Here is a 13,891-nt window from a genome sequence, read left to right on the forward strand (position 1 = left end):
GCCGCCAAGCGGGTAGCAGCACCTGCTGCCACCCGTGGATATTGCTTATGTAATAACGCTTCAAGGCTGTGAATGGCTAGCCTGAACCGCTGCCATAGGCCCTATGCTTTCAAACGTTTCTAGACCCGTTTTAGTTTTGAACCAGCTTGCACTGACTCTCAGAAAGCGGACGGTAGGCTTCTTCGGCGGGAATAGTGCTAAGGATTTCGTAAAGGTCCCACTCACCAGTGGACTCTTCCGGGGTTTTCACCTGGGCCAAGTACATATCGTGAACCATGCGGCCATCTTCACGAATTCTGCCGTTGCGGGCAAAGAAGTCCTCAACGGGCATCTCAGCCATTTGCGCACGTACAACTTCAGGATCATCAGTACCTGCCGCCTCTACCGCTTTTAGGTAGTGCATGGTGCTGGAGTAGATACCCGCCTGCACCATTGTCGGCATCCGGCCCATCTCTTCGTAGTAACGCTCAGACCATTCACGAGACTCTTCATCCATGTCCCAGTACCAGCCAGTGGTCAGCAGCAGGCCTTGGGTGGCTTCTAACCCTAGGGCGTGAACGTCGTTCAGGAAGATAAGCAGACCCGCTAACTGCTGACCGCTTTGAACAAGGCCAAACTGGCTGGCAGTGGTGATCGCGTTGACGGTATCCGCACCCGCGTTAGCCAGACCCACAATTTTGGCACCAGAGCCTTGCGCCTGAAGAATGTAGGAAGAGAAATCGCTAGTGGGGAACGGATGGCGAACGCCGCCCACGACTTGACCACCGCTCTCTTCTACGACGCGCGTTACGTCACCCTCCAGCGCGTGGCCGAAGGCGTAGTCCGCGGTCAGCATGAACCACGTGTCGCCGCCCTGCTCTACAACGGCCTGTGCGGTACCGTTGGCCAGCGGATACGTGTCATATACCCAGTGGATGTGGTTTGGCGTGCAGTGTTCGTTGGTGATGCTGGACGCCGCAGAGCCTGAAATAATGCCCAGGCCGTTGTTCTCTTCAAGCACGCGGGTAACCGCGATAGTGACCGAAGACGCCACCATGCCCGCCACCATATCGACGTTACGCTGGTCAATCCACTCGCGTACGGTGTTAGCCCCTACGTCGGCGCTATTACGGTCATCGGCACTAAATACAACGATGGGCGCACCGTTCACGCTGCCACCAAAATCCGCAACGGCCATTTCCAATGCTCGCTGGCCGCCTGGGCCCGCTAGGTCGCGGTAGGTACCGGACATATCGGCCAAGTAACCAATGCGAACCTCGCCATTACTAATTTCAGCCTGGGCGGTTGAAATAGCCATGGTGGAAGCAGCGGCAACAGCGATGCTAGTAGCGAGTGTTTTTTTAATGAAGGTCATGTTCGTCTCCTGGCCCTTAAGGCCTTTGTTTTTGTGTTACGACGTTTTTAAGTGCTTTATAGAGCGTTCAGCGTTTTATAGAGCGTTCAGCGTTTTTGGTGCTAGGTTTTTGGTGCTACGTTTTTAGTACTACTTTTTTAGTACTACGTTATTAATCTTGGTGGGTATTACCCCCAACCCCGGTCTTTGCTACACCCCCAGCATTGTGTTGAGGTGATCACGGCGTGAAGGCAGCTGTGCGGCGGTGATCTCTTCAACTATCTGGCCGTGATCCATCACGAAGTGGCGGTCTGCCAAGGGGGCCGCAAAGCGGAAGTTCTGCTCGACCAGCACGATAGTCATGCCGCGCTCTTTCAGCTGAATGAGTACCTCAGCTAATTTCTGCACGATAACCGGCGCTAACCCTTCGGTAATTTCATCAAGCAGCAATAACCTTGCCCCGGTGCGCAAAATACGCGCCATGGCTAACATTTGCTGCTCACCGCCAGAAAGCCGCGTTCCCTGGCTTTTGCGCCGCTCATAAAGGTTAGGGAACATGTCGTAGATTTCATCTAAACTCATGCCGCCTGAGCGCACGGTGGGTGGCAGCAATAGGTTTTCGTGCACATCCAAACTCGCAAAAATCCCCCGCTCTTCCGGGCAGTAACCAATACCCAGCCGAGGAATATGGTGCGGCTTCATGCGCAGCGTTTCGTTACCGTTAATGACGATAGAGCCGGTACGCCGACCTACCATATTCATAATCGATTTAAGCGTAGTGCTACGCCCCGCACCGTTGCGCCCTAGCAGGGTCACTAGCTCACCGCGTTTAACATCAAAGTTAACGCCGTGCAGAATATGCGACTCGCCATAAAAGGCGTGCAGATCATTAACCCGCAACATTTCTAGGGTTTGCGACTCGGTAGCAGCGTTGGTCTCATACGCTTCGGCGGTGTTCATACGGCAGCCTCCTCTTCAGCGGCTTCGCTACCCATATAGGCTTCTCGCACCAGCGGGTTACGGGAAACCTCTTCATAGTCACCTTCCGCCAACACTGCGCCACGCGCCAACACGGTAATGCGGTCACATAACCGGCTTACCACGCTTAAGTTGTGCTCAACCATCAGTACCGTGCGTCCTTGTGAGACGCGCTTAATCAGCGCCACGATGCGGTCAACATCTTCAGCGCCCATGCCCTGGGTAGGTTCATCCAGCAGCATCATAGTGGGGTCAAGCGCCAGCGTAGTGGCAACTTCCAAGGCACGTTTGCGGCCGTAGGGCATTTCTACCGTTAAGGTGTCGGCGTACTCTCTTAGACCTACTTCATCGAGTAGCTCCATGGCTCGGTCGTTAAGATGATTAAGCGACATCTCCGACTTCCAAAAATGGAAGGAAGTACCAAGCTGACGCTGCAGCGCCACACGAACATTTTCCAACGCCGTCATGTGCGCGAACACCGCCGAGATTTGAAATGAACGAACTAACCCAAGCTGGGCTATCTCGTTGGATTTTTTACTGGTGATGGGTTTCCCGCGATAGAGAATCTCACCACGGGTAGGCGGTAAAAACTTGGTAAGCAAATTGAATACCGTGGTTTTACCTGCACCGTTAGGCCCGATTAGGGCGTGAATGTGCCCTTCCTGAACCTGAAGGTTCACGTCATCAACGGCGGTAAAGCCGCGGAACTCTTTGGTCAGTCCTCGCGTTTCGAGTACTGGCCCATTAATTACATCGTCTGCACGCATGAAGTGGTAAGCCTCTTGTTGTTCTTGTGCTGACTTTGCACCAGCCAGTTTACTCTGGAGCGGAAAATCGTTAGCCGGCGACGCACCCTTACCTGAACGTAAGGTGTAGGTGCAAACTAGCAATCACTTGCAGGGTATTACAATTACAACTTTGGTCTACGCAGACTAAATCCAATCTGCTTTAAACGCTTTATATATAAACTTTTCAGACACTTATGGATATTCAACGGTAATCGACGTTTAGTAATATCAGCTTTACGTTAACGTAAACTTGTTTTAGCCTCATGGTCAGTGTTCCATAGGGGCATCCCCCTATCGACGAGAATAACGATCATGAGCAAAACATACTCGATTAGCGAGCTTGCCAGTGAGTTTGACGTAACCACGCGCAGCATTCGCTTTTATGAAGATCAAGAGCTTTTACACCCCGCCCGCCGGGGTCAAACGCGCATTTACAGCAGTAAAGATCGCGTACGCCTAAAGCTAACGCTACGCGGCAAGCGGCTGGGGTTTTCTCTCGCTGAAATTCGAGAACTTTTTGAGCTATGGGATGAAACCCGTAGCGGCAGTGAAAAGCAGCTGCACCTAATGCTGAGCAAGATCGGTGAGCGGCGCGCCGCTCTCGAACAACAAATGAAAGACATCACCATGGTGCAGTTAGAGCTCGAAAGCGCCGAAATTCGCTGCCGACAAGCACTTGAAGAACTTAACGAAAAGCATCCCTTAACAACGACAAGGTAATTGACCATGTTTTCACACTATTCAGAACTTAATTTTGGCCTAGACGACGAACTGAACATGCTGCGCGAGCAGGTCAATGCCTTTGCCGCTAGCGAGATCGCCCCCCGCGCTGCTGAAATTGATCGCACCAACGAATTCCCTAACGATCTCTGGAAGAAGTTCGGCGATATGGGCCTATTAGGCATTACCGTGTCTGAAGAGGATGGCGGTAGCGGCATGGGCTACCTTGCTCACTGCATTGCCATGGAAGAGATCTCCCGGGCGAGCGCGTCGGTCGCGCTCTCCTACGGCGCGCACTCTAACCTGTGCGTCAACCAACTTAAGATTAACGCCACCGCTGCACAAAAAGAGAAGTACCTACCCAAGCTGATCAGCGGCGACCACGTGGGCGCGCTGGCAATGTCTGAGCCCGGTGCGGGTTCCGATGTGGTGTCCATGCAGCTGCGCGCAAAACAGGATGGCGATCACTACATCCTTAACGGCAATAAGATGTGGATCACCAACGGCCCTGACGCTGATGTGCTGGTGGTATACGCCAAAACCGACCCGGACGCGGGTTCTAAAGGCATTACCGCGTTTATTATCGAAAAAGGCATGGAAGGTTTCTCCACCGCTCAAAAACTCGACAAGCTGGGTATGCGCGGCTCTAACACCTGCGAGCTAGTGTTCCAAGATTGCAAAGTACCGGCCGAAAACGTGCTGGGCGACGTGGGTAAAGGCGTGCGCGTATTGATGAGCGGCCTGGACTATGAACGCGCCGTTCTGGCCGCTGGCCCCATCGGTATTATGCAAGCCGCCATGGACGTGGTGATGCCCTATATCCATGAGCGTAAGCAGTTCAACCAATCCATCGGTGAATTCCAACTGGTGCAAGGCAAAGTGGCCGATATGTACACCACGATGAACGCCTGCCGTGCCTACCTGTACGCCGTTGCTGGTGCCTGCGACCGTGGTCAAACATCCCGCAAAGATGCTGCAGGCGTCATTCTTTACTGTGCCGAAAAAGCGACCCAAGTAGCGCTGGATTCCATCCAGTTGCTGGGTGGCAATGGCTATATCAATGAGTACCCCACCGGCCGCCTGCTGCGCGATGCGAAGCTGTATGAAATTGGCGCAGGCACCAGCGAAATTCGCCGGATGCTGATCGGTCGCGAACTCTTCAACGAAAGCCATTAATGTCATTCAGAAGGGTCGCGCCATGAGCACAGTGAACAGCCAAATCAATCCCCGTAGCGATGTTTTTCAAGCTAACGAAGCCGCGATGCTTGGAGAAGTCTCCAAGCTACGTGAACTGACCGCCGCCGTCGCCCAGGGCGGCGGCCCCAAGGCCCGCGAACGCCACGAAAGCCGTGGCAAGCTATTTGTCCGTGACCGCATTGATCATTTGATCGACGAAGGCTCGCCGTTTTTAGAGTTTTCCGCCCTGGCGGCCCACCACGTTTATGACAGCGACATACCCGCCGCAGGCGTAGTAACTGGCATCGGCCGAGTGTCCGGCGTTGAGTGCGTGATTGTAGCTAATGACGCCACGGTCAAAGGCGGCACTTACTTCCCGCTAACCGTGAAAAAGCACCTACGCGCCCAAGAAATCGCCCGCAAGCATCGCTTGCCGTGTATTTATCTCGTGGACTCCGGTGGCGCCTTTCTACCCCGCCAAGACGAAGTGTTCCCAGACCGCGACCACTTCGGGCGCATCTTCTATAACCAAGCCACCATGTCCGCTGAAGGCATTCCACAGATCGCCGTGGTGATGGGCTCCTGTACCGCGGGTGGCGCGTATGTGCCCGCCATGGCGGACGAATCCATCATCGTTAAAGAGCAGGGCACGATTTTCCTAGGTGGCCCGCCTTTGGTAAAAGCAGCCACTGGCGAAAACATCAGCGCTGAAGACCTTGGCGGTGCGGATGTTCACGCCAAAATAAGCGGTGTTGCTGACCACTACGCCGAAAACGACGCCCACGCGCTGCAGCTGGCACGCGCCTGTGTGTCGCGCCTGAACTGGCAAAAGCGCGGCAAGTTGGCCATGCAAGCGCCTAAACCACCCAAGCTCGATCCAGCAGAGCTTTACGGTATTGTGGGTACCGACCTTAAAAAACCTTATGACGTGCGCGAAGTGATTGGCCGTGTAGTCGATGACTCTGACTTTGACGAGTTCAAACGCTACTACGGCGACACCTTAGTGACGGGTTTTGCCCATATTCACGGCTACCCGGTAGGCATTGTGGCCAACAACGGCGTGCTGTTCTCTGAAAGCGCTGTAAAAGGTGCGCACTTTATTGAGCTGTGCGCCCAGCGCAAGATCCCGCTGGTGTTCCTGCAAAACATTACCGGCTTTATGGTCGGCTCCAAGTACGAGCACGAAGGCATCGCTAAGCACGGCGCCAAGCTGGTAACCGCCGTGGCCTGCGCCAAAGTACCCAAATTCACGGTGCTGATTGGCGGCAGCTTCGGCGCGGGTAACTACGGCATGTGCGGCCGAGCCTATGACCCCAATCTCCTGTTTATGTGGCCCAATGCGCGTATTTCTGTAATGGGTGGCGAGCAGGCAGCAGGCGTACTTTCCCAGGTAAAACGCGAACAGCACGAACGCGAAGGCCGCGAGTGGACCAAAGAAGAAGAAGAGGCGTTCAAACAGCCCACCCGCGATCAGTACGAGCACCAGGGCCACCCTTACTATGCCAGCGCCCGCCTGTGGGATGACGGGGTTATCGACCCGCTGCAAACCCGCGATGTGCTGGGGCTTTCTCTCGCTGCCGCGATGAATGCTGAAGTAGAAGAAACACGCTTCGGCGTGTTCCGGATGTAAGGGGCGAACACTATGGCTTACTCAACGCTACTGATTGAAAACGGCATAGCGCGCCTTACCCTAAACCGTCCAGAGGTGCATAACGCCTTTGACGACAGCCTAATTGCCGAACTAAATGCGCACCTTGAAGGGCTGCATCAACTCGCCAATGCGGGTGATGTACGGGCAGTGGTACTAGGTTCAGAAGGTAAAAGTTTCTCCGCAGGCGCTGACCTTAACTGGATGAAGCGCATGGTCGAGTACGACCTAGAAAACAATCTCGCCGACTCCCGCAAGCTGTCAGCGTTAATGCACGGCTTGGATACCCTGCCCTGCCCCACGCTTTGCCGGGTTCAAGGCGCGGCGTTTGGCGGTGCCGTGGGCTTAGCTGCCTGCTGCGATGTGGTGATCGCCTCTGATAAGGCTAAATTCTGCCTCTCAGAAGTCAAAATTGGCCTCTCTCCTGCGGTCATCAGCCCTTATGTTCAGCGCGCGCTGGGCGAACGGCAGATGCGCCGCTATGCCTTAACGGCAGAAGTCATGGATGCACCAACGGCGCTGGCACTCGGCTTAGCCCATAAAGTGGTAGACCACGAAGCGTTAGACAGCGAGGTAGACACCATGCTGGACACGCTTCTAGCTGGCTCGCCTCAAGCACAACGCGCCACCAAAGCACTACTGGCAAGCGTCGCCCAAGCGCCCGATAGCGATACCACCCGAGAGCACACCTGCCAGGTGATCGCTAAATTACGGGTGAGCCACGAGGGCCAAGAGGGCTTATCCAGCTTTTTTGAAAAGCGCCGCCCCGCCTGGACGCAACCGTCCAGCCCTCAAGAACAGAACAACGCTGCGGAGCCACGCTCATGACGCTTGAACACAACGCTGAAACACATAAATTCGATACCTTGCTGGTGGCCAACCGCGGCGAAATTGCCTGCCGTGTGATGCGCACCGCCCGCCGCATGGGGCTTAAAACCGTGGCGGTATATTCAGATGCCGATGCCTCTGCCCGCCACGTACGCGAAGCCGATGAAGCCGTGCGTCTAGGCCCCGCCGCCGCTCGCGAAAGCTATTTGAATGTCGATGCGGTGATTGAAGCCGCCAAGCGTACCGGCACGGGCGCGATTCACCCCGGCTACGGCTTTCTATCTGAAAACGGTGGCTTCGTAAAAGCGCTTGAACAGGCAGGCATTACCTTTGTTGGCCCACCGGCCTCGGCGATTGCCGCCATGGGCGACAAATCTGCCGCCAAAGCACGCATGGCTAACGCGGGCGTACCGCTGGTGCCGGGCTACCATGGCGATGATCAAGACGATGACCTGCTGCGCGCCGAGGCCGACAAAATCGGCTACCCGGTGATGCTCAAAGCCAGCGCTGGTGGTGGTGGTAAAGGCATGCGCGTTGTAGAAAGCGGCGAAGGTTTCAAGGCAGCACTCGACGGCTGCCGCCGGGAGTCCAAGGCTGCCTTCGGTGACGACCGCATGCTTATCGAGAAGTACCTGGTGCAGCCTCGCCATGTGGAAGTTCAGGTGTTCTGCGACCGCCACGATAACGGCGTTTACCTGTTTGAACGTGACTGTAGCGTTCAGCGCCGCCACCAAAAAGTCATTGAGGAAGCCCCAGCCCCCGGCATGACCTTGGAGCTGCGCCAAGCCATGGGTAATGCTGCCGTACGCGCCGCCAAAGAGATTGGCTATGTAGGCGCGGGTACCGTCGAGTTCCTGTTAGATATTGACGGCTCGTTCTACTTTATGGAGATGAACACCCGCCTACAGGTTGAGCACCCCGTTACTGAAATGATTACTGGCCAAGACTTGGTTGAGTGGCAGCTGCGCGTGGCGATGGGCGAGCCACTCCCCTGCACCCAAGACGAGCTAACCATCACCGGCCACAGCTTTGAAGCGCGTATTTACGCCGAAGACCCAGAGCAGGACTTTCTTCCCGCCACTGGGCTGCTCACTCGCTTTGCACTGGATTTAGAGGGCGCAGGGTTAGACAGCGATCAGGTGCGTTTAGACAGCGGCGTAGAGAGCGGCGACGAAGTTTCCATGCACTACGACCCCATGCTGGCCAAGCTGATTGTTCACGGTGCTGACCGTGACGCCGCGCTTGCCACGCTGAACCGTGCCTTAGCCGCACTGGATGTACAGGGCGTGGTGACTAACCGCGCATTCCTTCAGCGCCTTGCGAATCACCCTGGCTTTAAAAATGTCGAGCTGGACACGCGCTTTATCGAGCGCAACGAAGCCACGCTATTTGCCCCGCGCAGCTACTCTACCGAGGCCTACGCCAGCGCTGCGTTAATCGGTTTAAACCAGCTGGCGCAGGAGTGCGAAACCGACTCCCCCTGGGATCGCCACGACGGCTTCCGTCTCAATGCCCCGCATACCATCCGCATTGCGCTGTGTGACCCGGCAAGTGCTCAGGCAGCCGACAGCGACGAAGCGGTAGTGGTGGTTGAAGGTAAGCGCGAAAGCGGTGCATCCCTCTGGAACCTTACCATTGGTGATGAAACGCTCACCGCCAGCCTACAACGACTGCCAGGGGATGCCGTTGCCGTTACACTAAACGGCCACCGCCGCCGCCTTCAAGCGCGCCGGGATGGGCATGTTGTGGTGATGGCAGAGCCAAGCGGCGAAACGCGTCTGTTCTGGCGCCGCATTGATGCCATCGACCACGGCCACCATGAGGCGGAATCAACCCTGACCGCCCCCATGAACGGCACCGTTGTAGCGCTGCTGGTCGCACCGGGCACGGCGGTGGAGAAAGGCATGCCGCTGATGGTCATGGAAGCCATGAAAATGGAGCACACAATGACCGCGCCTGCCGATGGCAGCGTCGATACGTTCCATTTCCAGGCCGGCGATACCGTCAGCCAGGGCGATGTACTGCTCGACTTTGCCCCCAGCGAATAGGAGCCCAGCCGATGGCACTGCCAACGTCAATTAAGCTGTTCGAAATGGCCCCTCGCGATGGCCTGCAAAATGAACCGGGCACCTTGGTGCCCACTGCCACCAAGATCGAACTGATCGAAAGGCTAGCCAACGCGGGCCTCACCCATATTGAGGCGGCTAGCTTTGTCTCGCCCAAGTGGGTGCCACAAATGGGCGATGCCACCGAGGTAATGAGCGGCATTGCTCGCAAAGCCGGCGTGGTTTACTCAGCCTTAACGCCTAACGTTAAAGGCCTAGAGGGTGCGCTGGCGGCAGGTGTTGAAGAGGTGGCGGTGTTTGGCGCCGCCTCGGAGGCCTTCTCACAAAAGAACATCAACTGCTCTATTGCTGAGTCCCTTGAGCGCTTTGAACCTGTGCTCGCACGGGCCAATGAAGCAGGTATCCGAGTACGCGGCTATGTATCTTGCGTGCTGGGCTGCCCCTATGAAGGCGACATTTCCCCTCAAAAAGTGGCCGAGGTAGCCAAGGCGCTGTTTGATATGGGCTGCTATGAAATCTCCCTGGGTGACACCATCGGCGTGGGCACGCCGCTCGCCGCAAAACGCATGATTGAAGCCACCCGCCAGCAAGTGCCCATTGAGCACTTGGCCGCTCACTTCCACGACACTTATGGCATGGCCCTGGCTAACTTATACGCCGTGCTAGAAGAAGGGGTCAGCGTGATTGACGCCGCCACTGCAGGCCTTGGCGGCTGCCCTTATGCCAAGGGCGCATCCGGCAATGTGGCTACCGAAGACGTGCTCTATTTACTTGAAGGCCTAGGCATTAACACCGGCGTCGACCTTCAGGCGGTGATAGACACCGGCTACTGGATTACGAATGAGTTAGGCCGCAAGCCAAGCGCAAAAGTTGCTCTCGCAAAAGGCATTAGCCGCCAATAATAATTACACGCCGCCTGACGTCCCGTTTAGATAAGAAAAAAACATCGGAGAGACATATCATGGCATCAGCCGCTATTACTTTACCTAGTTACACCAGCAGCACCGCCGATAAACCGCTGCTAGGTATGACCATTGGCGATAAGTTTGACCAGATTGCCGCTCAGTACCCAGATAACGACGCACTGATTGCGCTGCATCAGAATATCCATTGGAGCTATCGTCAGCTTCAAGAGGAAGTTAACCGCTGCGCCCGCGCCCTGCTTGCCATCGGCGTTAAAAAAGGTGACCGCGTTGCCATTTGGGCGCCCAACTGCAGCGAGTGGACGCTGACCCAGTTCGCTACCGCCAAACTTGGCGCGATTCTGGTCAACATCAACCCTTCCTACCGCACCCATGAACTGGAGTACGCCCTAAACCAATCGGGCGCTCGTTTTCTGGTCACCGCCCACAGCTTTAAAGCCTCTGACTACACCGCGATGCTTTATGAGCTGGCACCCGAACTCAACAGCAGCGCGGAAGGCCAGCTAAACGCGCAAAAGCTGCCCGAACTTGAGTGCGTGATCAATCTTAGCAGCGATAAACACAGCGGCATGTGGCGTTGGGCCGACTTCATTAATGAAGCAAGCAAGGTCAGCCAAACCGACGTCGATGATTTACAAGCGACACTGCAGTTCGATGACCCTATCAATATCCAGTACACCTCGGGCACTACCGGCTTCCCAAAAGGCGCCACACTTTCCCACCACAACATCCTGAACAACGGCTTTTTTGTGGCCGAAAGCATGGGCTTTACCAACGAAGACCGTTTGGTCATCCCTGTCCCGCTCTACCACTGTTTCGGCATGGTCATGGGCAACCTGGGCTGTATGACCCACGGCGCGGCGATGATTTACCCGGATGAGGGTTTCGACCCTGGCAAGGTGCTAAAAGCGGTACACGAGCAAAAAGCCACCGCGCTGTACGGCGTACCGACGATGTTTATCGCTGAGCTGGAACACCCGGACTTTGCCAGCACCGATTTTTCAACCCTTCGCACGGGCATTATGGCGGGTTCCATCTGCCCTGCTGAAATCATGAAGCAGGTCATCGACAAGATGAACATGAAGGGTGTGCAGATCGCCTACGGCATGACCGAAACAAGCCCTGTTTCTACCCAAACAGGCGCCAACGACAGCATCGACAAGCGCGTTTCTACCGTAGGCCGCACCCAGCCCCATTTGGAAAGCAAAATTGTCGATCCCGGCAACGGCGGCATTTTGCCCCGCGGTGAAATTGGCGAGCTGTGTACCCGTGGCTACAGCGTCATGCTTAAGTACTGGAAAAACGAAAAAGCCACTGCCGAGGCCATTGACGAAGCGGGCTGGATGCACACGGGTGATTTAGCCACCATGGACGAAGAGGGCTATATCCAAATCGTCGGCCGTATTAAAGATATGGTGATTCGCGGTGGCGAGAACGTTTACCCCAAAGAAATTGAGGAGTTTCTATACGCTCACCCGGCAATCTCTGAAGTACAGGTTACCGGCGTGCCGGATAAGAAATATGGCGAAGAGTTAATCGCCTGGGTGAAGCTCAACAGCAGCGCAGGTGACGTCACCGGTGAAGAGCTGCGTAACTACTGCAAAGGCAAAATCACCCACTTTAAAATTCCGCGCTACTTTAAGTTTGTCGATGAATTCCCCATGACAGTAACGGGTAAAATCCAGAAATTCAAAATGCGCGAAATTTCTATCCAAGAGCTTGGGCTTGAGGATCAAACATAATTCCATCAAGCCTTGTTTTTCAAATATCGTTTTAATGAACGCCGGCCCTCGGTCGGCGTTTCACTTTATTCATATAACTTACGCTATAACGAGACACTGACATGGCCACTCACCAGCCGCTAACCGAGCACTACCACCAAGGGCTGCGCGATGGCGATATTCTCACTCAAATTCGCACTCACTACCCCGATGGCCCTACCCTGCACCAGCTCGCCCCGTTAGATCAGCTGCATATTGGCGGTATCGCCGCGTCAAAAAAACTGCTTAGCCTGCTTGACCCACAAACGCATAAACACGTGCTGGATATTGGTTCCGGCGTAGGCGGGTTAATGCGTCAAGGGGCAGCGCTTGGGTTTCATATCACCGGGCTGGATATCACCCACCGCTTTAACGTACTTAACCAGGCGCTGACTGATTTATCGCTTCATTCGACCAACCCGCCCCTTCGCTGTGTTACCGGAGATGCCTGCGCATTGCCCTTTCCAGAACACGACTTTGATGCCGTCCTTTTTCAACACAGTTTAATGAATATGCCCGAGCCTGCCCACGTGCTTGCGCAGTGCCGCCGCGTTCTTCGCCCCGGCGGAAAGCTCGTAATGCACGAGGTGGTCAGTGGCGAAAACATTGCCGACCTCCGCTTCCCCGTGCCGTGGGCGGCAACGCCAGAACATTCGCACCTACTCACCATAGCCGAGCTAACCAAGCTACTTGAGACGAACGGTTTTCAGCTATCACATTGCGAAGATTGGAGCAGCACCGCGCTTGAATGGCGACAGCGGCAGCGACAAAAAGAGCAAACGCCACACACGGCCGTGCTCTCTCCTCAGTGGATATTTGGCGAGCGCTTTTTGAAAATGGGAAAAAATCTGCTAGAAAATTTGGCTAATAACGCAATTAAAGTGGTGGAAATTAGCGCCCGTTGCTAGGCTGGTTAAGGTGACTTCCATGTAAAAGGACAGAGGAACGCCAATGAATCGCCTGGCAAGCACCCTGCTCTTTAGCGCTTTTGGCACCATGCTCCCTTTTATGGGCTGCTTTGCCAATGACGGCACTCCCGTTATGGCCTATGCCGCCACTGAAAGCGAACTCATCACACTCGCCAATGGTGTGGTACTGGAAGGTAGCGACTTAAACAGTTTGGATACCTACACCACGGGTTTTCGTCTCACCGCTGGGTTTAGCCCATCACACCTGCCGCGTTTGGATATTGGCGCTGAGATTGCCTACCGGGAAAGTGAAGAAGTCCCCATCTCTAACAGCGTTTCCCCACTGATAATGGACACCCTTAGTCTAGGCGGTGCTGTTGTTGCCGGCGTTCGCATGGGGTCTTTCAGCGTATATGCTAAATCCGGCTTTACCGAATGGCGGGGTGAAACCGACCAACCCCTAGCCGACAGCGGTGGCACTGCCTTACTGCAAGGGATCGGTGCGACGATGACGATTAACCGGCTAGTGAGCCGGCTTGAGTACGAACGCATCGACGCCCCCACCCTGAGCCATCTCAATATGATGAGCGCTTCGCTGCATCTGCCGTTTTAACTATCCTGCCCTTTTTTCATACTTCGGCATTCGCTTTCGCTCTTACCTCGCTTTATAGGAAATCGCTTAAAATTATGTAAGCCATTTCGTACACGCGTAAGAGATCCCTGTGACTTGCCTATCTGGGCTTGTCTCGGGCCCCGTTGCCGC

12 protein-coding genes are annotated in these 13,891 nt (G+C 55.2%); 9 read left to right on the top strand and 3 right to left on the bottom strand.

All coding sequences use genetic code 11. The features are described from left to right. Positions 1-130 precede the first annotated feature (130 nt). From P8S54_RS03415 to P8S54_RS03425, 3 genes are all read right to left on the bottom strand, one after another. A complete protein-coding gene (locus P8S54_RS03415) occupies positions 131-1,354 on the bottom strand; it encodes an ABC transporter substrate-binding protein (protein WP_281443242.1) in 1,224 nt (407 codons plus the stop codon). Between the two features lie 189 nt (positions 1,355-1,543). Then, positions 1,544-2,293: an ABC transporter ATP-binding protein gene (locus P8S54_RS03420; RefSeq protein WP_281443243.1), complete on the bottom strand. Its 750-nt coding sequence runs from the start codon at positions 2,291-2,293 to the stop codon at positions 1,544-1,546. Further along, complete coding sequence (locus P8S54_RS03425) at positions 2,290-3,078, bottom strand: ABC transporter ATP-binding protein (RefSeq protein ID WP_281443244.1); 789 nt, start codon at positions 3,076-3,078, stop codon at positions 2,290-2,292. Before P8S54_RS03425 ends, P8S54_RS03420 begins: the two co-directional genes overlap by 4 nt. Positions 3,079-3,411: 333 nt before the next feature. On the opposite strand from P8S54_RS03425, the gene P8S54_RS03430 reads away from it, so the two are divergent. The 9 genes from P8S54_RS03430 (at position 3,412) to P8S54_RS03470 (ending at position 13,741) form a co-directional block, all read left to right on the top strand. After that, positions 3,412-3,819 carry a MerR family DNA-binding transcriptional regulator gene (locus tag P8S54_RS03430; RefSeq protein ID WP_009099444.1) on the top strand — a complete coding sequence of 136 codons (408 nt, stop codon included), beginning with the start codon at positions 3,412-3,414 and terminating at the stop codon, positions 3,817-3,819. Positions 3,820-3,825: 6 nt separating this feature from the next. After that, the gene (locus P8S54_RS03435) at positions 3,826-4,995 is read left to right on the top strand and encodes an isovaleryl-CoA dehydrogenase (protein ID WP_281443245.1); all 1,170 of its coding nucleotides are present in this window, start codon (positions 3,826-3,828) and stop codon (positions 4,993-4,995) included. Positions 4,996-5,017: 22 nt separating this feature from the next. Further along, positions 5,018-6,625: a carboxyl transferase domain-containing protein gene (locus P8S54_RS03440; protein WP_281443246.1), complete on the top strand. Its 1,608-nt coding sequence runs from the start codon at positions 5,018-5,020 to the stop codon at positions 6,623-6,625. A 12-nt stretch (positions 6,626-6,637) separates the two neighbouring features. Next, complete coding sequence (locus tag P8S54_RS03445; protein ID WP_281443247.1) at positions 6,638-7,471, top strand: enoyl-CoA hydratase/isomerase family protein; 834 nt, start codon at positions 6,638-6,640, stop codon at positions 7,469-7,471. Continuing rightward, entirely contained in the window at positions 7,468-9,519 is a 2,052-nt protein-coding gene (locus tag P8S54_RS03450) for an acetyl/propionyl/methylcrotonyl-CoA carboxylase subunit alpha (protein WP_281443248.1), read from the top strand. The genes P8S54_RS03445 and P8S54_RS03450 overlap by 4 nt, the downstream gene beginning before the upstream one ends. Before the next feature lie 11 nt (positions 9,520-9,530). Beyond that, a complete protein-coding gene (locus tag P8S54_RS03455) occupies positions 9,531-10,439 on the top strand; it encodes a hydroxymethylglutaryl-CoA lyase (protein ID WP_281443249.1) in 909 nt (302 codons plus the stop codon). 59 nt (positions 10,440-10,498) lie between these two features. Beyond that, on the top strand, positions 10,499-12,202 hold the full coding sequence (locus tag P8S54_RS03460) for an AMP-binding protein (RefSeq protein WP_281443250.1): 1,704 nt from the start codon (positions 10,499-10,501) through the stop codon (positions 12,200-12,202). Between the two features lie 101 nt (positions 12,203-12,303). Then, on the top strand, positions 12,304-13,128 hold the full coding sequence (locus P8S54_RS03465; RefSeq protein WP_281443251.1) for a class I SAM-dependent methyltransferase: 825 nt from the start codon (positions 12,304-12,306) through the stop codon (positions 13,126-13,128). Positions 13,129-13,171: 43 nt separating this feature from the next. After that, positions 13,172-13,741, top strand: coding sequence for a hypothetical protein (locus P8S54_RS03470; protein WP_281443252.1), 570 nt, complete (start codon positions 13,172-13,174; stop codon positions 13,739-13,741). Positions 13,742-13,891: the final 150 nt, after the last annotated feature.

The organism is Halomonas sp. M1, assembly GCF_029581375.1.
GTDB lineage: Bacteria > Pseudomonadota > Gammaproteobacteria > Pseudomonadales > Halomonadaceae > Vreelandella.